General features: G+C 48.7%; 24 protein-coding genes. All 24 read right to left on the bottom strand.

Annotated features, from left to right (window positions below; all coding sequences use genetic code 11):
* Positions 1-14 precede the first annotated feature (14 nt).
* Complete coding sequence (locus tag C1T21_RS21890) at positions 15-1355, bottom strand: YycH family regulatory protein (protein WP_103049727.1); 1341 nt, start codon at positions 1353-1355, stop codon at positions 15-17.
* Entirely contained in the window at positions 1352-3106 is a 1755-nt protein-coding gene (walK, locus tag C1T21_RS21885) for a cell wall metabolism sensor histidine kinase WalK (protein ID WP_374703731.1), read from the bottom strand. The genes C1T21_RS21890 and walK overlap by 4 nt, the downstream gene beginning before the upstream one ends.
* A gap of 71 nt (positions 3107-3177) precedes the next feature.
* On the bottom strand, positions 3178-3909 hold the full coding sequence (gene yycF / locus C1T21_RS21880; RefSeq protein WP_023991124.1) for a response regulator YycF: 732 nt from the start codon (positions 3907-3909) through the stop codon (positions 3178-3180).
* A gap of 232 nt (positions 3910-4141) precedes the next feature.
* Positions 4142-5665 carry a M23 family metallopeptidase gene (locus C1T21_RS21875; protein ID WP_103049725.1) on the bottom strand — a complete coding sequence of 508 codons (1524 nt, stop codon included), beginning with the start codon at positions 5663-5665 and terminating at the stop codon, positions 4142-4144.
* 323 nt (positions 5666-5988) lie between these two features.
* Positions 5989-6645: a hypothetical protein gene (locus tag C1T21_RS21870; protein WP_103049724.1), complete on the bottom strand. Its 657-nt coding sequence runs from the start codon at positions 6643-6645 to the stop codon at positions 5989-5991.
* A gap of 147 nt (positions 6646-6792) precedes the next feature.
* Positions 6793-7509: a GntR family transcriptional regulator gene (locus tag C1T21_RS21865; protein WP_103049723.1), complete on the bottom strand. Its 717-nt coding sequence runs from the start codon at positions 7507-7509 to the stop codon at positions 6793-6795.
* 27 nt (positions 7510-7536) lie between these two features.
* Positions 7537-8544 carry a CehA/McbA family metallohydrolase gene (locus C1T21_RS21860; RefSeq protein ID WP_103049722.1) on the bottom strand — a complete coding sequence of 336 codons (1008 nt, stop codon included), beginning with the start codon at positions 8542-8544 and terminating at the stop codon, positions 7537-7539.
* Entirely contained in the window at positions 8537-9004 is a 468-nt protein-coding gene (locus tag C1T21_RS21855; RefSeq protein ID WP_103049721.1) for a hypothetical protein, read from the bottom strand. Before C1T21_RS21855 ends, C1T21_RS21860 begins: the two co-directional genes overlap by 8 nt.
* The gene (locus C1T21_RS21850; RefSeq protein ID WP_103049720.1) at positions 9001-10515 is read right to left on the bottom strand and encodes a hypothetical protein; all 1515 of its coding nucleotides are present in this window, start codon (positions 10513-10515) and stop codon (positions 9001-9003) included. The genes C1T21_RS21855 and C1T21_RS21850 overlap by 4 nt, the downstream gene beginning before the upstream one ends.
* A 31-nt stretch (positions 10516-10546) precedes the next feature.
* Positions 10547-11389 (bottom strand): ABC transporter permease, encoded by an 843-nt coding sequence (locus tag C1T21_RS21845; RefSeq protein ID WP_103049719.1) that lies wholly within the window; start codon positions 11387-11389, stop codon positions 10547-10549.
* A 2-nt stretch (positions 11390-11391) separates the two neighbouring features.
* Positions 11392-12561: an extracellular solute-binding protein gene (locus C1T21_RS21840; protein ID WP_103049718.1), complete on the bottom strand. Its 1170-nt coding sequence runs from the start codon at positions 12559-12561 to the stop codon at positions 11392-11394.
* Between the two features lie 98 nt (positions 12562-12659).
* Positions 12660-13691 (bottom strand): ABC transporter ATP-binding protein, encoded by a 1032-nt coding sequence (locus tag C1T21_RS21835; RefSeq protein ID WP_103049717.1) that lies wholly within the window; start codon positions 13689-13691, stop codon positions 12660-12662.
* Positions 13692-13744: 53 nt separating this feature from the next.
* Positions 13745-14569, bottom strand: a complete 825-nt coding sequence (locus tag C1T21_RS21830; protein WP_023991134.1) for an ABC transporter permease — start codon at positions 14567-14569, stop codon at positions 13745-13747.
* Positions 14570-14772: 203 nt separating this feature from the next.
* Positions 14773-16059, bottom strand: a complete 1287-nt coding sequence (locus C1T21_RS21825; RefSeq protein WP_029518946.1) for an adenylosuccinate synthase — start codon at positions 16057-16059, stop codon at positions 14773-14775.
* 376 nt (positions 16060-16435) lie between these two features.
* Positions 16436-17794, bottom strand: coding sequence for a replicative DNA helicase (gene dnaB / locus C1T21_RS21820; protein WP_013373892.1), 1359 nt, complete (start codon positions 17792-17794; stop codon positions 16436-16438).
* A 2-nt stretch (positions 17795-17796) separates the two neighbouring features.
* A complete protein-coding gene (rplI, locus tag C1T21_RS21815) occupies positions 17797-18240 on the bottom strand; it encodes a 50S ribosomal protein L9 (RefSeq protein WP_013312788.1) in 444 nt (147 codons plus the stop codon).
* Positions 18237-20225, bottom strand: a complete 1989-nt coding sequence (locus C1T21_RS21810) for a DHH family phosphoesterase (protein ID WP_103049716.1) — start codon at positions 20223-20225, stop codon at positions 18237-18239. Before C1T21_RS21810 ends, rplI begins: the two co-directional genes overlap by 4 nt.
* Before the next feature lie 11 nt (positions 20226-20236).
* On the bottom strand, positions 20237-21154 hold the full coding sequence (locus C1T21_RS21805; protein ID WP_023991139.1) for a DUF2232 domain-containing protein: 918 nt from the start codon (positions 21152-21154) through the stop codon (positions 20237-20239).
* Between the two features lie 5 nt (positions 21155-21159).
* A complete protein-coding gene (locus C1T21_RS21800; protein WP_013312791.1) occupies positions 21160-21462 on the bottom strand; it encodes a MazG-like family protein in 303 nt (100 codons plus the stop codon).
* 121 nt (positions 21463-21583) lie between these two features.
* Entirely contained in the window at positions 21584-22012 is a 429-nt protein-coding gene (locus C1T21_RS21795; protein ID WP_013312792.1) for a CBS domain-containing protein, read from the bottom strand.
* A 45-nt stretch (positions 22013-22057) separates the two neighbouring features.
* On the bottom strand, positions 22058-23116 hold the full coding sequence (locus tag C1T21_RS21790; protein ID WP_103049715.1) for an LCP family protein: 1059 nt from the start codon (positions 23114-23116) through the stop codon (positions 22058-22060).
* A 236-nt stretch (positions 23117-23352) separates the two neighbouring features.
* The gene (locus C1T21_RS21785; protein WP_103049714.1) at positions 23353-24294 is read right to left on the bottom strand and encodes a D-alanyl-D-alanine carboxypeptidase family protein; all 942 of its coding nucleotides are present in this window, start codon (positions 24292-24294) and stop codon (positions 23353-23355) included.
* Positions 24295-24453: 159 nt separating this feature from the next.
* The gene (locus tag C1T21_RS21780; RefSeq protein WP_039272116.1) at positions 24454-25419 is read right to left on the bottom strand and encodes an ABC transporter ATP-binding protein; all 966 of its coding nucleotides are present in this window, start codon (positions 25417-25419) and stop codon (positions 24454-24456) included.
* Positions 25416-26399 (bottom strand): ABC transporter ATP-binding protein, encoded by a 984-nt coding sequence (locus C1T21_RS21775; protein ID WP_023991142.1) that lies wholly within the window; start codon positions 26397-26399, stop codon positions 25416-25418. The genes C1T21_RS21780 and C1T21_RS21775 overlap by 4 nt, the downstream gene beginning before the upstream one ends.
* Position 26400: the final 1 nt, after the last annotated feature.

The following is a 26400-nucleotide window of genomic DNA, read 5'->3' as shown; positions in this document are numbered from 1 at the left end:
GTTCCCCCTTCCTGTCATTTCTTTGTCTCCCGGTCTGGCTTCGTTTGTGTTGTGTTGGATGCTGTTATTACAGGAACAGCATGAATTTCTGCAACAGAACCGTCACTGAGCGTAACGCGCCATTCAGGAGCAAGCTTCAATCCATCATTGGTCAGCTCCGGCTGATATACAGGAGTCAGATCACGAATTGTCTTCCCTTTTGCTACACTCTCCAGTTGCTTCTTCAAGGGCTCGCCGCCCGGCAGCATAACCTTCTTCGAGGATTGCTCTCCTCCCTTGAGATACAGCAGCGAACGTTCATAGACAGAAGCCGTTTCCTGCTGGATTTGCAGCGAAATCGTACCAAAGCGGAACGATGGTGTGTCCAGCACCGGATAAGCACCATAATACTGCTGAAACATCACAGTCGTACGATTTTCATCGCTGCTTCTCAATTTCAGCTGATACGAAGCATCCCAACCGCCATGCTGATTTACAAAATCAACTGCGGCCAACACATCCCTAATCGGGCTGCTTCCATCCGCCCCCGGCGCACTGGGATCGGTATAGCTCATCCAACGTTGCTCCTGCTTGATTTGCAGACTACGCTTGCTGTCTGTATAAATTTGGGATCCGTCCTTCTCCTGAATATTGCGCGTAATCCCCGGATCGAAGAACAAATTCCGCTGCATTTGCTCCGTCGTAAACAACCCAGCATACACTACAGGCTGCACAGTTTCCAGGCCATTCACGGGAATGTAGTACTGATTATCCACCAGCTCGTACAACGGGGCATTTTCACCAAAATTCACATGCTGCCGAATGTCCTCTACCGTCATATCGAACTGGTTCGCCTCATACACCACATCGCCTCTGGCACTGAAAAAGAGCGCATGCGGCTTGGCATTCTTTTCGTCTATATAGATCCAAATGCGGTTAATCGTCTCTCCCTGAAACACCGAATCCGGCGTCAGACGCATGACCCGCTCCAGTAATGAAACCGGGACTCCGCCTGAAAAGGATAATTCGATGCCTTCGTTTTCGCTGCGAATCTGCGCCCAGTCCGCTGATTGAATACTTCGACGTTGAAAGTTGTTAAAGCTCCGGCTTTCCAGCCGTGTATAAATTAAATCGTAAAAAGTAACACCCGGATAAAAAATGGTATGCTTCTTCTCGCCTTGGTGAATGAGCATTTTATCAGGAAACACGAGGTTCTCAATCTTTTTCTCCTGTCCCATGCTTTCGGTTTTGACATAGTTCGTTTCTGAAGTGAGTACAGAATCACTGCCTGGAAGGCGGTAAATCAAAAAATAAGTCTGTACCAGGCTGGAAGCAACCAGCAAAATAAGCGTCCAGGACTTCAAACGTTCCTTCACTGTGCTTCCCTCCCTTCACTCGACATGGGTAGCGTAAAGGTCGTACAGGTTCCCTGACCGTATTCCGACTCCAGAAAAATCTGGCCCCCATGCGCCTTTACAATTTCCCGGGCAATCGAAAGTCCCAGTCCCGTGCCGCCCATATTGCGTGATCTCGCCTTGTCTACACGATAAAACCGTTCAAAAATCCGGTCCAGATCTTTTTTGGGAATACCAATTCCGGTGTCTTGTACCGAAATGGACAGCATTCCCTCACTGTTGCGGCGAGCTTCAATCCGAATACTCCCGCCCTCCGGCGTATATTTCAACGCATTGGACATCAGGTTGTCCAACACCTGCTCAATTTGGTCCCGGTCGATCACGACTTTACCGATTCCCTGCTCTACGAACATCCCTGAGCGAATGTGCTTTTGCTTCATTTGAAAAGAAAACCGATCTGCGACTTCGTCCAGCATCTCCATCACATCCGCAGGCTGCATCCGCAAAGGCGCCTCATTGGAATCAAGCCGTGACAGATGCAGCAAATCCGTAACCAACCGGATCATACGCTCTGTCTCGTTGCGGATCACGCCCACGAAACGCTCTGCGAGTTGCGGTTCAGCCATCGCGCCGTCATCCAGCGCTTCAGCATAGCTGCGGATGGTCGTCAACGGAGTACGCAGCTCATGTGATACATTCGCTACGAATTCCCGGCGTGTCGTCTCCATCTCCTCCTGCTCCGTCACGTCCTGGAGCACGGCAATCGTTCCCGTAATGCCAAATTCCCGCCGATGAATCGGCGTGAATGTCACACGGATAACGATGGGTTCATCCTGACCGGCTGGCTCCAGCTGCAAGAGCGTGGAGGCCGAAGATCCGCTATACAGGGCCTCGGTTTCCTCCGGGTCGATCCCTAGTAGTACCGCGATATGCCTGCCGGTCATTTCGTTTTCGTTCACGCCCAGCATGGCGCTGGCCCGGCGGTTGACCAGAATGACCCGGCCATTGTCATCAGTAGCGACCACACCGTCGCTCATATTGGTCAAGATGGAGGAGAGCTTCTCCTTCTCCTCTTCATTTTGGGACAGCGCCTCACGCAGACGGCCTGTCATATAGTTAAAGGCCACGCTAAGCCTGCCGATCTCATCATCACCAAATACAGGCATCTGCTGATCGAATTTGCCTTCGGCAACCTCTGTTGCATGACGTGTCATCACCTTGATCGGGTGCGTAATCGTGTGGGCCAATACCACGCCCAGCACAGCCGTCAACGCGAGCGCAATGAGCATACTTGAGAGAAACACATTGTTAATGCGTTTCATCGTATCGTAGAGCTCGGTCATCGAAGCGGCGATGTACACCGCGCCGACAATCTTGCCTTGGCTGATGACGGGCTTGGCGACGACCTTCTTGCGGACGTTATCCTCGTCCACCATGTATTCCTCGTTATCACGGATACCTTGAAGTGCGCGGCTGACCACTGTCTGCGTATTTTTGCGTCCGACATAATCGGCGTGTGAACCTTGGGAAGTAATTAACACTTTGCCACTGGCATCCAGCACCTGAATTTCCGCGCCGCTGAAATCAAACAAATTATTCACGCGTGCACGCAGGCTTTCCACGCTGTCTTCTTCCATTTTGCCGTCACTGCCACTCAGATCCTGCTCCGCCAGCACGGACAGCATCTCCGCCCGTGCTTGCAAATCCTGCGTAAAATTACTCGTGAGAGAGTTCTTCATCGAGCTGACAAAATAGACCCCAATCAGCTGCATAGCCACCAAGATAAGCAGCACATAGATAATAATCAGCTTTGCATGAATGGTACGAAAGAAAGACAGCCATCTCATGCCCGCAGGCCACCTTTGCCCCCGCTCACGATATATCCAAGGCCACGGCGCGTCAGGATGGTCTCCGGCTTGCTCGGGTTCTCCTCAATCTTCTCGCGCAACCTCCGAATGGTCACATCTACTGTCCGCACATCCCCGTAGTATTCGAAGCCCCATACCGCCTGAAGCAAATGCTCCCGCGTCATGACTTTTCCGGCATTCTTCGCCATATAGTGCAATAGCTCATATTCGCGGTGCGTCAGGTCAAGCGGTGTTCCGTTTTTGTAAGCTGTATACATATCCGTATCAAAAAAGAGGTCGCCCACGCGCAGCCCCTGCTTATCCTCCTGCGGTCGGCTTTCCGACGTGCCTGCCCCGCCGCGTTGCTGTCTGCGCATCTGTGCCTTCACCCGTGCCAGCAACTCCCGTGTGCTGAACGGCTTTGTCACATAATCGTCCGCGCCCAGCTCCAGCCCCAGCACTTTGTCGATTTCGCCGTCCTTGGCGGTCAGCATAATAATCGGCGTCTGGAGCTGATGCCCACGTACCTCGCGGCATACATCCATGCCGTCCATGCCCGGCAGCATCAGGTCCAGCAGGATCAGGTCTGGCTGCTGCTTAACCGCGATATCCACCGCGCTGATTCCATCGAAGGCGCAAATCACCTGGTAGCCCTCTTTTTCCAAGTTAAATTTTAAAATATCAGCGATTGGCTGTTCATCATCCACTACCAGAATCGTTCCCTGCATATAGCGTTCACCTCTCTTCACGGATCATAATCTATAATTAACTTTCGTTTGTCAGTACCTATAAGATGTTTATTCTATTCTATCATACCCGTGCGCCATTCCATTACTTCTCCAGACCCTTTTCTTTACGCAGAAAAAAACCATGCCTGCACCTACTGTTAAGCATGCAGAAAAACATGGCCTTTCCCCTTGATCCTCATAAATCATGTAACTCTCGATATAAACATCCAACCTATCTTAAATACGTCATTGGATTGCGTGGCGTATTATCTTTACGAATTTCAAAATGCAGATGCGTTCCAGTCGAGCGTCCCGTGTTCCCCATGACCCCGATCGATTCGCCCTGCTGAACCACCTGTCCTACATGAACGCCAATGCTGCTCAAATGCCCGTACACGGTTTGGTAGCCGTTGCGATGATCGATCATAATGACATTACCGTATCCATTCTGCTGACCTGCAAATGTTACCACGCCTTCATCTGATGCGCGAATGTCAGCACTACCGACCAAATCGACACCCTCATGCATACGTCCCCAGCGTGCGCCAAAGCTACTTGACATCGATGCACCGGACACCGGCCAAGCGAACTGTCCTGAGCCTTCTCCCACGACCTTCGTTCCTCTAAGAACCACCTCAGTAACAGACGGCTGCAGCACCTTTTGACCGAGCCATTCCTCTTGCACGACCTCACCGTTCTCCTTGGTCAAACGATAGTCCATCTCTTTAAGACCTACTTGTCCTGGTCTGACTACTTTGGTAACCCCTGCCTTCAGTTCATCGCTCTGGCGAATCTCAACCTCAGGCTCGATGGCAATCTGTTCGACGACCTTCTCTACTGTTCGCACCGTAACCGGAGCCTTCGGAGCAGTAAGCTTCAATTCATCTCCAATTTGCAAATACAGCTCACGCGAGCCGGGATTGTTCTGCTTAATCTCCCAAGCGGTCATATTAAATTTAGTTGCAATCGACGACAAAGAATCGCCTTCTTGCACTGTATACGTGATAGGAGCCTCACGCCCCTCAGTCAACACTTTGACTGCTTCTGCCTCCGTCAGCACCTTGTTCGGGTCTGCTTTCACAGGCTCGTATGCGATTTTCTCACGGATACTGGCAGACTCCAGCCATGCTTTAGGGGTTTTAGTACTAGCACTCGCATGGCTGCTGCCCACGGATGTTTTGCGAACCAGCCCCTTGATGCCTATAGATGTACCCTCACCCACAGGTGTGTACTTCTTCTGTACTTGCTTTAAAGCTGCCTGTGCAGTCGCTTTATCCTTTACAATGCCAACCGTCTGACCGTTGACCTTCACTTCTACCCCTTTGGCATACGCTGTCAACATACCATCCAGCTTCTTCAGCGTGGCTGCGCTGTCGATATCCGCTTTATATGCCTTCTCAATGTCTGTCGTTACCGCGCTCGTATTGAGCACCATATCCACGCCGGGATACTTATCCTTATACTGTTTGCTCTTCGTTGCGTACAGCTGTTTAAGTTGTTGCTCATTCAAGATATTTCCGACCTCAACGCCTTTTACATACACTTTATAATAAGGAACTGTATTAGCCCCGACATACTGATTACTCGCAAAAATAAGACTGCCTGCAATCACCACACCGCCTGCCGTCCAGCTCAACCATTTTCTCCGACCGCTCCACCACTTTGCTATTTTCCCCGCTTCCACAGCAGGCTTGTCTGCAACGTTGGAGTCTGCATTCCTACTGTCTGGTAAATCCTGCTCCTTCAAAACCTTCATGACTCTCTCCTTTTCAGCATATCTTATCTCTATATAAATGCGTTCATTATTGGTCTTTCACACTATGAATCTAGCCTGTATTCACAAGTATCTATGATATTAGTCGCTATCTACCATTGCATAGTTGCGTAAAAGGTTTCAAAAATTTAACCTTTTCACAACACTGTTTACTTTAACATAGCCTTTACAAAGAATTCAACTACACCCCAATTACTTCCTGACACGCAAAAAAATCCGCGCATGGCGCGGATTCTACAGTCCTATTTTGAGCATACACATTGCCCCTGAATTCATCGTTATTTATTCAGGATTTTGCAAAATACTCATTTAAGCAAATCCATCAGCTTGTTATATTCCTCTTTGGTCAAATACTTCGCTAGCACCTGCTGAATATCCTGAAGCTCCTGCTCGGTGAGACCGCCTTCCATCGCAGCTGATATCTTCTGCATCTCCTCCGGCGGCAGCTTATTCATCAGAATCGCAAAAATCTCCTGCTTCTGTGCCGCCGGTAAATTGTTCTTCTTTTCCGTCAAATGGTCGGGCGTAATAACCAAATCATGGCCTTCAATACTTGTTTCAGGTGTAGCTGTACCTTCTGCCTGCTTCCGTGAATCGTTGCCTGATGTTCCGGCCGACGTGGCCCCCTCCTGAGATACCTTGCCATTGGCTGCGCCACCAGCCTCACTTCCGCTTTCTTCTAAGCCCTGTCCCATGACAGGCAACGCATCATCAGGCGGTGTTACACTTCCCGAGCCACTTCCTGTCGTCTTGTTCTTCCCCGTGTCTGTGCCTTGGTCCGTACCCGCACTGCCTTTTAGCCAACCTAATCCCCATATGGGCTGATGATCAAGCTGAATGTTAAACTGCCGCAGCAGCGATTGAACATAAGCATTAACGACTACACCTGTCACTGCCAGCGTTAGTGCGCTAACCAACACGACCGTCATTCCTTTTTTGAGCAGCCATCCAAGCCACCTCATATCCCGTTACCTCCTTATACGCATCCTGCCATGTGTGTATCATCATGAAGTGCATATAGATCAGTATTGACGAGATATGACGATTTTTAACCCATGGAATATGTAAAACTAGCACGATTCAATAGGAGATGCCACATTCTGATTGAATCAGCGCGTACGACGCACCCAGAAACGGAAAATGTCACTGCGGACATAATCCAGAGAATACAGCACTTGCCTGTTCATTTCATCATAGTGAAGCTGCTTCAATAGTAATACCGTAGCCTGCGGATGCTTCAGCAGACGTGTCATATGTGCGTCGTCATAGTTTGGAACAATAAGCTCGGAATACGCTCCGACGATTCGCACCCCGGCCTTGAACTCAAGACTCTGAAAAAGCGAGCCTGAAAAAGAGTCATCTTCCAAAATGGGACCAGCTAATTTCTCTGGCATCCAGTTTATAGAGTGGGCTACAGCCTCTCCGTTGGCTGTGCGTGTACGCTCTAGAGCAATCATGGGCTCATTCTCGGAAAATCTCATCTGTTCGGCGATATCAGGAGGACAAACCGATATTCTCTGAATGGATTCCAGCTGCTCGTCTTCCCGTAATCCTGCCGAACGAATCATGTCCCCGATGCTGTACAGGCGGTCCAGCGAGCTTGGAATACTCGGCAGCGGGCAAGTCGCAAATGTGCCGCTCCCGTGTTTTACTAGTAGCTTGCCTTCCGATTCCAGTTGACGAATAGCTCCCCGTAGCGTCGTACGCGAGACACGAAACGATTGGGAAAGTGCAGTTTCCGACGGCAGCCGATCTCCCGGACCTATTTGATTAACCTTCATATATTCTTCTATACGCTGCTTTATGTTCTCTTGTTTTGTTGACACCGTCCGAAGCCCAGCCTTTCTATTGTGTTAAGCCATATAAATCGGATTCGTAAAAGCAATCATCATCACGCAGTCTTCCATGCAGCCGTAAAGCTCTGCTCGTATCCAGCCCTTACCTAGCGGATCTTGCAATGACAGCGTATATTCTCCTGTGTGAGCAGGGATCTGAATCTCGGAGCATATTCCGTGACTACTTGTCAGCAGAAGACGAAGATTCTGAGGCTTTAGGTTATAATGGGATGCTCTTGCTTCCACATCCAATTGAACCGTCACCGATAGTGAATCCTTTACAGTCAGCTCCATACATTCGCCGATGTGATAACGATGTTCTCTGTCCTTAATCTGTGCCCACATCGTCAGTAACGGTCCCATCGTAACTGACACTGAACCGTGGCGAATCGCCTCAACTGCCCGGTCTGCTAAACCTTCTCGCTCTTCTGCTTCATCATGAACCCCCAGATACGTAACAGCCGGAAGTGCATCATCCGGTTTAGACACATGCCAGTCCCGACCGCTTACCGCAGTGATGCGATACCCTTGATTCAACAAATCGGTCCACATGGCAAACGCCCGCTGGCTATCCCGCTTAATAGATGGCATAAGCGTTGACCAGACCTCTATATAATCCACCTCATGCCAATCCTGAATCGTGTATTCCCAAAAGCACCCCGTACAGATCGGACTTCCGATCCTGAACGGATGGGCAATCCCTGCAATGCCTCCCTGCTCATGCACCTGCCGAATCCCCTCATGGATGTCATCTGGTCCCAGCACACGCCAGTCGATAAAGCGGTCAACCCCAAGCGTCAGCATATGCCCGTAAAAGGTCGTCCACTCCATCCCTGGAATGATCGGGAGACCGAACTGCCGCTGAACCCGTTCCTGATCCGCAAGTGCCGATTGCGTGTTGTGATCTGTCATAGCGATGCATTCAAGCCCCAGATTCACTGCGCTTTGAACAAGCTCCTCCAACGTTTGCTTTCCGTCGCTGTGAAGCGTATGGGTGTGAAGCTCAGCTGGAATCCATTTAAGCATATGTCGCTTCCTCCCCCAATACATGAATTTGGTAGGCAAGCGTCTCGGTCACAACGGCATGCAGACTGACCGTAATCCGCCACATGCCCGCCGGATTATCTTCTGCGAGGAATCCCGGCGAGGCCGCAGACGAACCGAGCCAATGCTCCTGCTGCATCTCGGGACGGTGTGCATTTCCCCGGTGACGGAGAGGATCATCGACAGACAGCGTTAATAAATTTTGCAGCGGTACATACTTCTTCCATAGATCGGATGAATGCCCCGGCTCGTCGTATCCGTACTTGCTCATGCTTTCCTCAATGATTTCTCGTGCTTGCTCTTGATCTTTCAATAACTTGGGCGTGTAAGAGAAGTGAATACGGATCGTTTCAGTCGGCTGTGGAATATGGAAAGAGTACGTAATATGGCTCTGGGTGCAGGTTCTGTCGACCGTTCCCTCCACATACAGCAGCCTGCTCATGACTGCTCATCCTGGCTGGACGGTTCATCCACAACTTGCTTCACCATATCATTCAAAGGATGTTCTTCATCACCCGACACGTCCTTGTCGGCTGTCCATAAAACACCCACGGGTTGAAGCCGCGTCAGCTCAATTACCCGGTCTGTACGAATACCCGGAAACTGCGGCAGATTATCCTCGTTTAACGTAAAAGCACACAGTCCGGCCACTTCCATGCTGTCCGCACCGCCTTCCAGCAATACGGCTCTGATTTCAGCTATATCCTCAAGCACTGCCTCTCCAGATAGCTTGATCGTGGTAGAAAAATGTGACTCTGCCCCCTCATAAGCGGCTCTAAAATCCCCCAGTCTCAGATCATGATGGCATGATGAATACCACTGCTCCGAGCCATGAAGACGAAGCTGGACATCGACACAGGCATCTTCCTCACGCCGATTGAAGCCCGGCTTGGACGCTGGAGCCGATTCTCTGCCCGAATCCCGCAAGGGGCGTTTGGAAGTCTGGATAAACACATAGCTACGCTGGTGTGCAAGTGCAATGGAAGACGCTTGTGACGGCATTTCCAGCTCCTGCTGACGTTCCATCTCCCACCCAGTGACCTGATAGGCAAAAGGAAAACGGCTCATGACCGCCTCACGTGGCTCTTCCTCTGGTTTCCAATGGAAAGCAGGCGGTAGCATAAAACGATAGTCCGATGAAATGTCATCCTTAAAGTTTCCGTTGGTTGTTGCGGCTTGGAGAACAGGATGCCCGCCCAGATCATAATTGCCATTAAACGCAGTCGTAATATGATGTGCCCCCTGGAAAACAGCTTCCAGAACATTACCCCTTGCATCCAGCTCGACGCGGTACATCCATTCGATATCGGTGGTTCTTCCCCATTTGCTCATAAGCAGCGGCGCAGGCGTTCCTTCATCTTCATGGCTGAACATCATCTGGTATTCAATGACTGTCTTCTCCTCATTCCCTTCCACGGAATAGAACAAAACAAGTGGTGTATCCGTAAAGCGATTCTCATAAGGATGTGACAGATTACGGCCATATAAAAGCGGGGTATGGCGATAAATCAGCGATCTTGGAGAGGAATCAGCCACGCAGCGTAGTTCAACACCGTCGATCCATGCTCGAGATACAAGCGGAGCCGATTCCAGTTCGCGAAATTCGGCATAGACCTCATAATCGCCTTCTTTTAAATATCCTAACAAACGGGTATACACTCCCTGACTGCTGCCATAGTACAAAATGACATCTTGATTATAGGCTTCATTCAGGTAGAGGCGTACGAAAGCAGATTCTCGATCTGTCGCAGCCCAGTCACTGTCTGATCTGGCGAACAGATCAAGCTCCGCGTATCCGTCTTCTGGCATGGAGAACCTAAACCGGAACCCGTTTCCCGGGCTGAGCTCAACCTCCGCCTTGTGTAAGGCAATCCGATAACCGCAATCCAGCAGATCCTTTTCCCATACTCGCCCACTAAACCCGGTAATTTGCACCTCTGCTTGGCTGTTCATCCCTGTAACCTCCTTAGTGTATAACGGCGGTCTAGCTGGCATCCGCATCCTTCACCATTGTCCGAATATAAAAGTAGCCCATAAAAGAACACAGTAAAAACATAAACACTGCCATTGCACTGGCCGTATGCGTCTCCTGATAGCTGGAAAACACCTGCTGCATCGCAACACCCAGCACCTGCGGCGAGTTGGCACCGATCAGGAAAGGAGCCGTAAAGCTGCCCATGATTCCCATGAAAATGAAGGTCACCGCAACCCACATCGTTTTGTAGGAAAGGGGTAAAATAAAGCGCCCAAACAGCTGCATCGTGCTGGCTCCGGCATCTCTGGCGCTTTCGACGACAGCGTTTGGAATGCTGGCAAGTGCCGAGCTGAGCAACATGGTTGCGAACGGAATGTTGAACCACAAATTAGCCAGCACCAGCCCTTTGTAGTCATAAATAATCCTCGGAATCGTCTCAATGCCGAGCGGCAGCAAAAGACGTGCAGCCCAACCGTGATTGCCATACATCGTAATGATCGCATACGTTGCAATTACACCGGGAACAAACATCGGAATAAAATACAACCGACCTATCCACTTCACGATAACCCCTTTGCCGAATCTCAGATAAATCGCCAAAGCATAGCTGATGACCAGAGTAAGGGCCGTTGAGACTAACGTGACATTAATCGTATACATGATATTTCTACGCATGGCAGGTTCCGTGAACAGCCGAATATAGTTGGCCAGTCCGTAGCCCGTTCCATATTGATCAATCAAGCTTTCCTTCACGGCATAGAGAATCGGAATAATAACGACGACCAGCAAAATGAGAAAAGACGGGATGACCAGGGCAAGCCCCAGCATCCCCCTTTTAGACAATGAACTCATGCTCAACCGCCCGCTACTTCACTTTGCCAGCGTTTGTAGATTTCCTGCTGAAGCTCTCCGCTGTTAAAGCTGCGATATCCAGAAGATACACTGTTGAATTTCTCTTGCAGCTCCGTTGGCATCAGATTCCACTTAATCCCTGGATAGCCATACATTTTATTAATAACCACCGTTTGCGCTTCGGGCGTCAGTATATAATTCAAGAATTCCTGGGTTGCTTCTTTTTTGGAGGAAAGTGAAGGAACCATCAGATAAGAAGGTCCTCCTGTAAAGGCAGGGTCAATTTGTGTCAGCTTCACCGTGTCTGGAAGCAGCCCTTTAGCCAGTTGTTCGAGCGCCATATCAGACCAGGCTGGGACCATGTCTACCTCTCCACTTGCTAAAATATCAAGCGTACCTTGATTCTTCTTAGGGTAGACTCCTTTTTGGTACATTGAAGGGCCCAGTTCCTTGAGCAGCGAGAAGCCTTGATCCCATTTTTTCATATTTGCCGGATCATCACTGTTCATCGCCTCTGGAGGAAGGAAATTATAGATAACCGTATTCACAAACGAGCTACCTGATCCACCTGTAGACGGATCATTATAGGCAAACTTGCCCGGATGCTGGCGAATCCATGTATACAGCTCGTCGGCTGTTTTCGGAGGTGTCGCTACTTTTGCACTGTTATAGGCAAGAACAACCGAAGAGGCACGGTATGGAATGGCCTGATTGTTCACCTGCTTGAGATACGTTTCATCCACATTCTTCAAATTTGGAACCTTGGTAGCGTCCACCGTTTCCCACAGTTTCTCGCCTACCCCCTTGGTGATGTCATCCAGACTGCCTTCGTACAGGTCGATATCTGTATCGGTTTGTCCGCTTTTCTTGGCTGCGATCAGACGATCCAGTGTAGATGCGCCTCCGGTCCCTGCTGGCAAATACACCAGTTTGACCTTAACGTGATCATTTTTAGCTTCAAAGTCCTTGATTAACGTTTCCCACAGCTCTTTGACGTTCAGAGACCCTCCAGTGTACAAGGAAATTTCCGTCGTTCCCGTAGCGGCTCCCACTTTTGTAGACTTGGCTTCCCCTGTAGCCGTGGCGGCATTACCACCGTTTCCACAGCCAGCCAACAACGATAAACTAAGTACCCCTGCCAAAACCAGACCCATATTCTTTTTCCCAAACACGTTGTTGCCTCCTTTAGATAGTTGCACAAGTTCGCAGCATCACCAGATGATGCGTTCGTGATGGACATTGATGCGATATAGAGGTTGATCGTGAATCTTCATTGTGCTGCTGGAAAAGTAACAATTTTACTGAAGCTGAATCTGATGTGCTCTCCACTGCGCAGCTCGGCCGCTCGTTCACGCGGCACAAACATTTTCAGATGATGGGTACCGCTATCCAGCGAAACTTCCGCATAATGCCCAAGAATCATCACTTGTCTGATCGTTCCGGCTAGAGAGCCATTTTCTTCCGACGTCAGAACAATATCCTCTGGTCTTACACCAACCATGGATTCACCTGTGTATTCATGCTCTTGTGCAAACGGTATTCCGCTCACAGAGACACTGCGACCTGTGCTCACCCCCTTTAATAAATTGATACGGCCAATAAAACCCGCTACAAAAAGTGACTGTGGCTTGTCATAAATCTCCTGCGGTGAAGAGAGCTGCTCAATCCGGCCCGCATTCATAACGACGATTCGGTCGGAAATGGACAGCGCCTCCTCCTGATCATGGGTGACGAACACCATCGTCATTCCTGTCTGGGTCTGGATATCGCGCAGCTCCTCTCTCATCTCCATGCGCAATTTGGCATCAAGCGCGGAAAAAGGCTCGTCCAGCAGCAATACATCAGGCTTTAGCAGCAAAGCCCGAGCGAGTGCTACCCGCTGCTGCTGACCGCCCGAGAGCTGTCCCGGCGTTTTACGATCTGCGCTCTCTAGCCGAACCAGCGCTAGCGCTTCCTTCACCTGACGGTCAATTTCTGTCTTCTTCACCTTTCGAATCTTCAACCCGAAAGCCAGGTTGTCATACACGGTCATATGCGGCCACAAATTATAACTTTGGAACACCATAGCCGTCGGACGCTTTTCGGGCGGCAGCTTGAGTACGCTTTTACCCTGAATCTGAATGTCGCCACTGTCCGGGTCCAAAAAGCCGCCAATGGAGCGAAGCACAGTTGTTTTACCACAGCCTGAAGGTCCCAGCAGTGTCACCAGTTCTCCCTTCATCACGTCAAGTGAAATGCCTTTGACTCCGTCTCCTGTCTTGAAGCGCTTGGTTAACTCTTGAATGGATAATTGAATGGGCATTAGCTAAGACTCCTTTTTCAGGATTTTGCAAACTCCTCTTTTGACCAGTTACGTTATTTCACCTGAAATCCGCCTGCCAGTACATCCGCACTTACAAAACGCTTGGCTGCCAATAGCAGAATGATCGTTGGCAGAGTAAGAATGACTGAGAAAACAGCACCCGTTGTGCTCGGATAATCAGCAATGATGGAATACATGATGACTGGCATTGTTTTATAGTCCGGCGTTCCGACAAGAAGTGTTCCCTGTGCTTCATCCAGTGAAGCAAGAAAGGTAAAGATGGAGGCAACCACAATGCCGGGCAGCGCCATAGGAAAGGTGATTTTCCAAAACACCCGAAATGGTCCGGCTCCGGCATCCCGCGCTGACTCCTCCTGTGCACGATGTACGCTGCGGAAGGCAGAGGAAGGAATCCAGGTCATATACATGAGCGTGTTTACCATATGGATAAGCACAATGCCTGCAAAGGTGTTCATCAACCCGAATTGGTAGAATAGTACGGCAATGGACACATACAAACCCATTTTCGGAAAAGCATGCGTAAGCAGGAATGAGAAAAGAAACCACTTACTGAGCGGGAAAGAAATTCGTGCAAAGGCATAAGCAGCAGGAATACATACGATGATTGAGCAGACCGTAACGGTAATCGCAATCAGGAAGGATAGAGAAATCGAGCTGAGTACATCATCCTGGGTAAGTACAAACTTCCACCATTCCAGTGACAAGCTCTGCGGGAGCGGTGCAGGATACTGCCATTTTCCCGAAACCGCCAAAAGGAGAAGATTGGTTAGAGGCCCCAGAAAAAAAATGACGAAAATGACAAGCACGATGAATTCCACAATTTTGCGTGTGCCGAGTGAGCGAAGATACCAGTTCATAATTCATCCCTCTCAAGACGTCTAGACGTCCGAATCTCTTTTCTATTTGGATTATAGAGAGGGTTTGTTATCACAAATCGACAAGGAAGATAAGATTATGTAAAGGGGGAGGAACCATTTAACACTTCACAGAACAAAAAAAGAGAGAGGCTGCTAACAGCCTCTCTCCTTGAACATGTATCAATAGCTATATCATTCTTGTCCTACAAATAAATCGGAAGCACCTGATTTGTTTGATCGCGATTACGCCCAACCGAGAAAATAGCGATTGGGATACCTGTCAGATCAGACACGCGTTGTACGTAATTGCGTGTAGTCTCAGGCAGTTCCTCCAGCGTTTTCACACCAGTGATGTCTTCGCTCCAACCCGGCATTTCTTCATATACCGCTTCGCATTCCGCCAGCATTTTCAGGCTAGCCGGATAATGCGTAATCACCTCGCCGCGGTACTTGTAACCTGTGCAAATTTTCACCGTTTTCAGGCCAGTCAATACGTCCAGCGAGTTCAAGGAAAGACCCGTTAACCCACTGACACGACGGGCATGACGCACAACGACGCTGTCAAACCAGCCAACACGACGAGCACGACCTGTAACCGTACCGTACTCATGACCTGTTTCACGAATGTAATCGCCGACTTCATCGTTCAGCTCAGTTGGGAAGGGTCCATCACCTACACGAGTTGTGTACGATTTAGCTACACCGATGACTTGTTGAATCTTGGATGGTCCCACACCGGAACCAATACATACGCCGCCAGCCGACGGGTTGGAGGACGTAACGTATGGATACGTACCTTGGTCGATATCGAGCATAACGCCTTGCGCACCTTCAAACAGTACCTTTTGATTTGCGTCAATCGCATCATTCAACACGACAGACGTATCTCCTACATAAGGACGGATAAATTCAGCATATTCCAGATACTGTTTCAGTATTGCTTCTACATCCAATGGCTCGCCGCCATATACTTGTTCAATCACTTGATTTTTTTCTTTCGTTTGATGGCGCAGCTTCTTTTCGAATTCCTCTGCATCCAGCAAATCAGCAATACGAATACCGTTACGTGCAGCTTTATCCATATAAGCAGGGCCGATCCCTTTACGGGTAGTACCAATTTTGTTAGGACCTTTGCGGTCTTCTTCCAGCACATCCAGCGTCATATGGTACGGCATAATCACATGTGCACGGTCACTAATGACCAGATTTTTTGTGGAAAAGCCATTATCATGAATGTAAGTAATTTCTTCAATAAGAGCGGCTGGATTTACTACCATACCGTTGCCAATAACACACTTTTTATCTTCATAAAAAACGCCGGATGGAATCAGGCTCAGCTTGTACTTTTTACCGTCAATGAGAATCGTATGACCGGCATTGTTTCCGCCTTGGTAACGGGCCACCACTTCAGCGCTTTCCGCCAGATAGTCCGTGATTTTACCTTTGCCTTCGTCTCCCCATTGTGTTCCCACAACGACTACAGTTGACATGTTTCATTCCTCCGTGGAGTGCCCACAGACACTCTGATTTTGAGCTGACACACTACGCATATCCGACTTCAACCGCCTGAGCGAGCAGATATGGAGCGTTCTCGGACAGCAGGAAAAAACGTCCGTCGCAGACATTCCGTAGGTTCGGAAAGCCCCGGGCGTAATGATCTCCCCACTGCGTTGAAGCAGCACTATAAGTGTAACAGCACCATTTTTTAAAGTCAAATAAAAAGCGAACATTATATTACATGAAAATAGTATTGTTCGTAATTGAGAGTTTCATTCCTTATATGAAAATACGTGAATCCTATAAAAAAGACCCTTTCGAGATCGCGAAATCCGCGTCGAAAGGGCCTTTTCTAATGATACTAATATGTTATCCAGCGAACGCATCCGAATGGGCACGCTCGTAATTAGCGAATTTATTATAATTTTTGAGAAAGACCAACTCTACCGTACCGACCGGGCCGTTACGCTGCTTGGCAATGATAATCTCAATAATATTCTTCTTTTCTGTTTCCTGATTATAGTAATCATCCCGGTACAGAAACGCCACGATATCAGCATCCTGCTCGATAGAACCCGATTCCCGCAAGTCACTCATCATCGGCCGCTTGTCTTGACGCTGCTCCACACCCCGACTCAGCTGGGAGAGGGCAATTACAGGCACTTCAAGCTCACGAGCAATTTGTTTCAATGTCCGTGAAATTTCGGATACCTCCTGCTGGCGGTTCTCGCCTGCTTTGCCTCGTCCGTGGATCAGCTGCAAGTAGTCAATTACGATCATACCCAGTCCCTTTTCCGCTTTAAGACGGCGGCATTTGGCACGGATATCAGCCACAGTGATGCCGGGCGTATCATCGATATAGATTTCCGCCTCTGACAAGGCTGCAATGCCCATCGTCAGCTTCGCCCAATCGTCGTCGCCTTTAAATTCACCTGTCCGCATGACGTTCGCGTCCAGATTGGCCTCGGCGCAAATCATCCGCTGCACGAGCTGAGCGGCCGACATCTCCAGACTGAAGATGGCTACTGTCTCTTTTGCCCGAACTGCAACGTTTTGCGCAATATTCAGAGCGAACGCTGTTTTACCTACGGATGGACGGGCGGCCACAATGATCAAGTCATTGCGCTGGAAACCCGCCGTCATCTTGTCCAAATCAACAAATCCAGATGGAATTCCGGTCGTATTGCCCTTATTCTGATGCAGCAATTCAACGCGGTCAAACACTTCCATCACGACATCGCGGATGGCAATAAAGCCACTACCTGAGCGCCCGTTGGATATCTCCATAATCTTGCGCTCAGCATCGCTCAGCATACCAGCGACATCCTCGCCACTGCTATAGCCTTCGCTCACAATCTGTGTAGCTGCACGAATCAAGCGACGAAGCATCGCTTTTTCTTCAATGATCTGGGCATAGTAATCCACGTTAGCCGCTGTTGGCACCCCGTGAGCCAGCTTCGCCAGATAACTGACACCGCCGATATCCTCTAGCTGTCCCTTGTCCTGAATTTTCGAGGTCAGCGTAACCAAGTCAATCGGCTGTCCGGATTCACCCAGCTCAATCATTGCTTCGTAAATCATCTGATGAGCCTTATCATAAAAGTCCTCGGTCTGCACCCGCTCCATTGCGGTAATCAGTGCTTCAGACTGGAGCAAAATAGACCCGATAACCGCCTGTTCAGCCTCCAGATTTTGCGGAGGAATCCGATCAAAAAATTCGCCGCCCATAATTATTCTTCAGTCACCTGTACTTTCAGCGTAGCTTTGACCTCAGGATGAAGCTTAACGGTCATTTGAGTCACGCCCAACGTACGAATCGGTTCTTCCAACTCAATTTTGCGTTTGTCCAGCTTGATGCCAGTTTTAGCTACTGCCTCCGCGATTTGCTTGCTTGTAATCGCGCCGAACAGCCGTCCACCTTCACCAGCCTTCGCCTTGAGCTGAACCGTTGTCTCTTCCAGCTTTTTGCCGAGCGCTTGCGCCTCTTCCTTTTCCTCTTGCTTACGCTTTTCCTCCGCAGCATTCTGATTTTCCAGCGTCTTCATGTTTCCTTCTGTCGCTGGACGGGCAACACCACGCGGCAACAGGAAATTCGCTGCATAACCGTCCGACACTTCCTTAATTTGCCCCTTCTTCCCTTGGCCCTTCATATCTTTAATGAATATCACTTTCATTCAAATAACCCCTCTTCCCCATCAATTTCGGCCAGCACGTCGACCACTCTGCGCTTAGCTTCCTCCAGCGGGCAATCCAGCTGAACCGCCGCATTCGTCAGATGTCCTCCGCCGCCTAGCCGTTCCATGACGACCTGTACGTTCATGCGTCCGAGTGAACGGGCGCTGATCCCCACCAGGCCGTCAGGACGTTCACTGACCACAAAGGAGGCCAGTACATCCGTCATATTGAGTAATGAATCCGCCACCTGAGCAATCAGGAGCTGCGGTATTTTCTGTCCGGGCTCTGTCACCGCAATTGCGATATGCCCATATATCATTTTAGCATGCTTAATAATTTCCGCCTTAGCAATATATTCATCCAGGTCCTCTTTTAACATGCGCTGGATCATAACTGTATCTGCCCCGCTACGTCGTAAAAAGCCGGCTGCCTCGAATGTACGCGAGCCTGTATGCAGGGAAAAATGCTTGGTATCCACCGTAATCCCTGCCAACAGTGATGTTGCCTCCAGCGGTGTCAGTTGGACCTTCTCATGGATATATTGCAGTAGCTCGGTCACAAGCTCACAGGCCGATGACGCATAGGGCTCCAAGTAGATCAGAACCGAATCGTTAATAAATTCCTCGCCCCGACGATGATGGTCGACAACCACCACCCGGCTGGCCGTTTGCACCAGACGCGGCTCAATCGTCATTGAGGCCTTGTGCGTGTCCACCACGACCAGCAGACTGTGCTCAGTCATTAGCTGGAGCGACTGCTCTGGCGTCATGAGCGCTTGCGATAACTTCTCATCCTTGTTTACCTGCTCCATCATTCGGTCTATAGACGGATTGGATTTATCCAGCACGATATGTGCCTCTACATTGTAAAGCGCCGCAGCCTTCCACACACCGATGGCCGCTCCCACTGCATCCATGTCCGGTATTTTATGTCCCATGATCAGCACGCGGTCGCTCTCCTGCATCAGATCACGCAATGCATGTGCAATGACTCGGGCACGTACCCTGGTCCGCTTCTCGACAGCATTGGACTTGCCTCCGTAGAAGGACAGGCGTTGTCCCGCCTTCACTGCTGCCTGATCGCCCCCACGTCCAAGCGCCATATCCAGACTGGACTGGGCCAGCTCGCCTAGCTCCTTGATGCTCTCTGCACCGAAGGACAAGCCAATACTCAGTGTCATCGGTACTTTCAAATCCGCCGTCATTTCCCTTACGGTATCCAGAATGACGAATCGACTTTGCTCCAGCTCCTGAAGCGCTTTATGATTTAGCATAATGAGATAACGCTCAGAAGATAATCGACGCAAATAAATATTGTACTGATTAGCCCAGGATGTAATCTCGCTTGACACCTTCGCAATAAGCGCGGTGCGTTGCTGATCGTCCATCCCCTGAGCAGCCTCGTCCATATTATCGAGCATGACGATACCGAGCGCCAACCGCTCGTTTTCATACTGCTTGCGTAGCACCGCCAACTCCGTGACTTCATACAAATATATCAGACGCTCATCGGGCACGATCAGAAACTGATAATGACGCTCATCATGCTGTAGCTCCACCTTCAGCTCACGAGCAGGCTCCTTTGGTTCCTTCTTGGTGCTTAGAGCACCTGCGAGTTGAGGGAACAAATCTTGAAGAGACTCACCAATCAGTGATTGCTCCTCGAACATCTCCCCGGCAAACCGATTGTGCCATTCTACCGTTCGATTTTCACTGTATAAAATGATGCCGAACGGCAATGCACTAATCGCTTCCCCTTCCACCCGCTTGATCCGGAAGGAAAGACCGCTGATATATTGATTCAGCTCCCGACGAAAATCCAATTCCGTCTTCAGCATCAGCCCGCCGAGCAAGAATGACAGCAGCAGTCCTATCACACCCAGTTCCCAGTTGTACATGGAAATACATATGACAAGCACCAGCAGCAGTAAAAACGCCCAGACCGTCTGATAACCGTGCCAGCGTTTTTGTAGAAATTTAGGCATGACTGTTCACCCTATTTCTTTGATCTTGTAATTGCTTCACGCAGCGGAAAGGCCAAATCAATAATACCTATAATGCGGAGCGGCTGGAACACCAGAACGACGAGCGACAGCAGCAACGCAATCACCGGGCTCATTTTACGGCTATGCGTCCAGAAGTATACAAAACCAATTGTCTGGATAATAAAACATGCATGAATCAGCGGTAGCATACTAATGGAAACCATTTGAATCCAGCTGCTATCGGAAGACCCTGCTATCCATTCAATTACAATTGCCAGCAGATAATACCAGATCAGCGCGCGCGGTAGCCTCCACTCGCGAGCAGGCTTCATTTTGCGTACCGGTACATCGAGACTGCTCAATGCCGGACGTGCCAAAGCATGCGTAATCACCGCCAATATGAACGAGGTCATGATCAGCACATACGGAATTTTTCCAATCAGCATTGTACCGAGTTTCTGCGTATCCTCCGCTGTCCAATTCATGTTCGAAAACATCGGATTAGCACTCAAAACCTGCTGTACTATACTTGCCGATATCGCGGCCTGATCACGAAGGTACTGCGAAAGATCAAACCCAAAAGAATACGTAGCGATAAACAGAACAACCAACAACTCGGCTAAAATAATGCCCATTCCGGTCATCAACGCCTGAAAAGCAGGTCCTCCCTTTTTATAAATCCGTCCCATCATTATTGAAGGAATCAGAAAATAAATCGCAGGGAGCAGCGAATACACATCGAGTAGCGCTATAATTAACAGCACCGGTATGACGTGGACCAGAAATCCTTTGAAAGGCAGCGATGAAAACAATACAGCGCCAGGCACAATCAGCAAAAATACGGTAATGATTCTTAATGGTGTCAATAGAGTCAGCAGCAGAAGCAAATAAATGACGCTCCATGCTACAGTTGCCAAGCGGAATTTCAACGTTTTCACCTCTTACGCATATGTTCTTCCAGTGCGGAAATGTCCTGATACCAATCCTCCAGCTGGTGTCCTTCTTTTCTGTGCTTTCTTAGCTTGTCGATGAGTAGATCATCCAATTCACGGTAAGACACTCCAAGGCGCCTCCCCAAAATATAGCTGCTCATCACCAAACTCGCCAAACAATCACCAATGCGGGCTGTACTGCCTTCCCACATCGCCTTAAACAGACGGGAAACTTGGTCAAGCACCTCTGTTTTAAGCCATTCAATAACCTTGGCTCGTTTAACTACATCCATTTCTTTAGGCATATGATGAAGAGTCACACCCCTCTGAAAAAGCTTTATTCTCCATTATAGCATATCCTATTCTGAAAATAACTGTTACCCCATAGGATAAATCGTTATTTTCGGAGCAGCTTTGCTGCTTATTTTAGCTTGAAGTATTAAGCGATTCCCTGGATACAAATTTTTCACAATACTCAATAATCTGGCTGCGACGTACAATGCCAATAAACCGTTCCATATCATCTACAACGGGCACAAAGTTCTGTACCTTAGCCAAATTAATTAAATCCTCCATGTTGGCGTCAATGGATACGGGCTTCATCGTAACCCGCAACGGAACGTCCTTAAGCATAAACTTAGAAGCGTTTTCAAAGGTGATTTTCCCCTCGGACTCTTTCATATGCCACAACAGATCACCTTCTGTAACTGTACCTGTATATCTACCTTCCTTATCCAAAATAGGAACTGCTGTAAAACGGTGATATTCCATCCGTTCCAACGTTTGCCGTAAAGTAGCATCCGCCGTTACACAAGCAACTTCTTGTTTGGGAAGCAAGAAAAAAGCGATGTTCATGAGAAACGAATCCCCCTCAAAATCAAATATAAATCAATTGATTATTCACTGAATGTCCTGCTTGTCGGGAAGCCTCAGCGTCTGCGGGGTTGTATCGGAATCTAGCCAGTTGGCAATCATGAGTCTGGCATATTCAAGTTCCTGTTCATTAGCCCGGTCATAATACAGGCCCTTCTTCTTGAACCCTTCCCCCGTAATCGTAAAACTTGAAATTTGTGGATTCCCCTGCGAAATAGCTTGCTTGCCAAGCCCAGTAATAAAAGTAGGTTCCATATCGGTTTTAAAATTGGCTCCCATAATATCGAGCAGCTCCGGGATCTTGGTAATTCCGTCGATATTCAGCAGCTTATCCGCCATAGCGTTCAAAAATATTTGCTGCCGTTTTGTACGGTTGAAGTCGCTATCTTCCCGATATCTAACATAATACATGGCTTCCTCACCATTATAAAGCGGCTTGCCCGCCTCAATACGGAACTTGATATGTAGCGGGTTCTTATTCTCAATGGGCTTGTCGATTGGAAGCACAACTCCACCCACTGCATTCACCGCCTCCTGAATACCCTGGAAATTAATCGTAGCATAATAATCGGCCTTATGCTTCATCAACTTCTCTACTGTAGCCACGGACATATCTTCGCCTCCGAACGCATAAGCATGCCCCAACTTATCAAAATCATCCTCGCCATCGCGATTCGGATCATGTCCGGCAATCTGTACGTACGTATCCCTTGGAATGGAAACCAAAAGCACACGCGATTCCGCGGGCCGTACTACTGCATACATAACCGTATCCGAACGACCACGCGCCTTTTCATTTGGCCTTTGATCTGTACCCAGTAACAGCACCGAAAAGGGTTCCTTACGGTAAGCTACTGTCTCTTGCTGCTGCTGTTCCCCGGATTGTCGCGGCTGATAAGATTTCTCCAGCTTGCTTTCCAACGTCGGTGATACAAACCAATCAAAAGCCACCAGTGTCAGCTGTTTGCGGAACAGGTAGCCTCCCACTGCAATCAAAAATAAAACAATACATGAAATATATAGAGCGGTAAACCTCTTTTTCTTTTTGGGCTTTCCACTGGTCCTTCTCTTATGTCTTCTCTCCATAACAGGTACCTTCCTTCTTTCCGTCACAAATCCCATCTCTTCATTAAACCAAATTGGTCCCACATGAAGCTGAAACTTCCCCTCAAAGCATAAAAGGTCTACTACCTTGTTGTCAAAAGTGTCATGGCGTGGTCAGCTCCTCGAATTCATACCAAAAAAGGCTTCGACCTCACGGTCAAAGCCCCAATTCATGTTTATATCCGTATCCTATGTAGCTTTCAAAGTCATTTTTTGCCCTAATGTGGAGCCAGCTTCACCAAATTTTGCAGTCTCACCGGGAAAGAAGTCGACAGGGAAAAACCATAATCGAACAACTTCCGTGTCTGCTCAAAACGCTCTTCCTTGCTCGGTGCACCCAGCACCACAGCAACTAGCCGTCTTCCATGCTGCTCAGCTGTGCCCGTGAAGCAGTATCCAGCATCGCTTGTGTACCCTGCTTTCAGTCCGTCCGTTCCCGCGTAAGAGTACGGTCCAGCCAAGGAAGGCAGCATCCAGTTCGTATTACTAATGTAGATGCCTTTATCCTTCAACTCCATTTGTGTACGACTGGACGTTCTCAAAATCTCCGGGTGTGACGTAATCAAATAGGAGGCCAACTTTGCCGTGTCGCTTGCTGTCATTTTCGTTTCTCCCTGAATATCCTCAGGGTGATTCGGCCCCAGCTCACTCTGACCTGCCCCAGACGCATTGCTAAAGCGACTATCGGATGACAACCCAATTTGGGCAGCTTTTCCATTCATACGCTTCACAAAAGCTGATTCATTCCCTGCTGAACGCTCCGCTAACGCGACAGCGGCATCATTCGCTGAATACACAACCATACTCTGGAACAATTCGGATACGGTCATCCTTTCACCATACCGGAGGGAGAGATTTACACCGCCCACCGTACTCGCGTAACGGCTAATTCGCACTTCATCATTCCAGCCTAACCGTCCGGTCCGAATATCCTCTAGCACCAATAGCTCGGTCATGAGCTTGGACATATTTGCGGAAGGCATAGGCGTATCGCCGTTCACATCCATCAGTAATTCCCCAGTATGCATGTCCATCAGCACCGCAGCCTCTGCATCCACATTCGGCTTTCCGATCAACAGGCGGGGTCCAAGCGTAATAAAAATCAATATAATAAGTACCGGGACGACAATAGCCCAACGTAACCAATGTTTTTTCATCATCGTAATAACCTCCATACTTTATTAGACGATGAAAAATCCATTTTGTCTGCAATTTTTCGAAAAAAAGATACAATTTTTTTACCTTTTTTATTCCACGCCAAAATATCCGTCAATTCTGCTTTCAGGATGACGGATATTTTGCTTCCTAATTATTATATTTTAGGCAAAGTGACAGGCTACAAAATGCTGATCGCCCGCATCCCGATATACCGGAGTCTCTGTTTTACAACGTGCTTCTGCCATAGGACAACGTGTATGAAACTTGCATCCTGAAGGCGGATTGGCCGGAGATGGGATGTCCCCTTTCAACACAATCCGTTGTCTCTTGATCGTGGGATCGGGAATCGGTACTGCCGATAGCAGCGCCTTCGTGTACGGATGAAGCGGATTACTGAACAGTTCCTCCTTAGAGGAAAGCTCTACCATTGAACCCAGATACATCACGCCAATCCGGCTACACAGATGCTCGACTACACTTAGATCATGCGAGATGAACAGATAGGTCAATTGGCGTTCCTGCTGCAAATCACTTAATAAGTTAATAATCTGGGCCTGAATAGACACATCTAGAGCAGATACCGGCTCATCAGCCACAATAAAATCAGGATTCAAAATCAAAGCCCGTGCAATCCCGATCCGCTGACGCTGGCCGCCAGAGAACTCATGCGGATACCGATCATAATGATACGAGGACAGCCCGCAAATGTTCAGCGTTTCATTGACCTTCTTCCGCAGCTCACTACGATCAATCAACCCATGATCCAGCAATGCCTCTCCAATGGCTTCACCGACCTTAATTCTCGGATTCAGTGAGCTAAAAGGGTCCTGAAAGACGATTTGCAACTTCGGACGAAGCGCACGGATCTGCTCTTTGTTTAACGCGTGCAAATCCTCGCCTTTATATCGTACCGATCCCTCTGTCTTATCCATCAATCTGAGAATCGTACGTCCAATCGTACTTTTGCCGCAACCCGATTCTCCTACCAGACCGAAGGATTCACCCTTATGAATGTTAAAGGATACATCATCGACTGCTTTCACATGTCCGACAGTACGCTGAAAAATCCCGCCTGTGATCGGGAAATACTTTTTCAGCCCTTCCACTTGAATCAAAGGCTCGCTCATATCCGTTGCCCTCCTTCTTTCTCATATAGCCAGCAGGCAACCTTATGACCATTCTCCTTTTCATTCAAAGGAGGAGCCTGATCCTTGCAAATTTGCATACAATGGGAGCACCGATCATGAAAATGGCAATTTTCTCCCAGCTCAATCGGGTTTGGAACCTGTCCTGGGATGGAATAGAGTCGATCCATTTTCTGATTAATGACGGGCTTCGCCTTTAATAAGCCTTGAGTATATGGATGCTGCGGATTTTTAAACAGCTCAATGACAGGTGCCTCTTCAATGACGTTTCCAGCATACATAACGACCACATAATCAGCCATTTCTGCCACGACGCCCAAGTCGTGCGTAATGAGCATAATGGACGTTTTAAGCTTATCCTTCAAATCCCGCATTAAATCCAGAATCTGTGCCTGAATCGTAACATCCAGTGCCGTTGTCGGTTCATCTGCAATCAATAGCTTCGGATTACAGCTTAATGCGATGGCAATCATGATCCGCTGGCGCATACCGCCACTCAATTCATGAGGATAGGAATGGAATATTTCTTCCGACCGCGAAATCCCCACCAAATTAATTAGCTCAATTGCCCGAGCATGTGCTTCTTTTTTACTCATTAATGTGTGCATCAGCAACGGCTCCGTGATCTGTTCCCCAATCGTAAGCACGGGATTCAGAGAAGACATCGGCTCCTGAAAAATAATCGAGATGTCATTGCCGCGAATCTGCTGCATTTGACCTTTATTGAGTTTTAGGAGGTCCTTGCCCTCAAACCAGATTTGTCCGTCTGAGGTGTGGGGAGAATCAATCAACCGCATCATCGTCATCGCTGTTACACTCTTACCGCAGCCTGATTCTCCTACCACACAGAGCGTTTCACCCTCACGAATTTTAAAACTGACGTCATTGACCGCTTTGACAGTTCCGTTAGAGGTATGAAAGTGGGTTTTCAGGTTACGAAATTCAATCAAAGCATTTTCCATA

Origin of the sequence: Paenibacillus sp. F4 (assembly GCF_002894905.1) — a bacterium.
In the GTDB taxonomy this organism is placed as follows: Bacteria; Bacillota; Bacilli; order Paenibacillales; family Paenibacillaceae; genus Paenibacillus; species Paenibacillus polymyxa_B.
The sequence above is the reverse complement of the archived record's forward strand: the minus strand, read 5'-3'. Positions and strand labels throughout refer to the sequence as shown.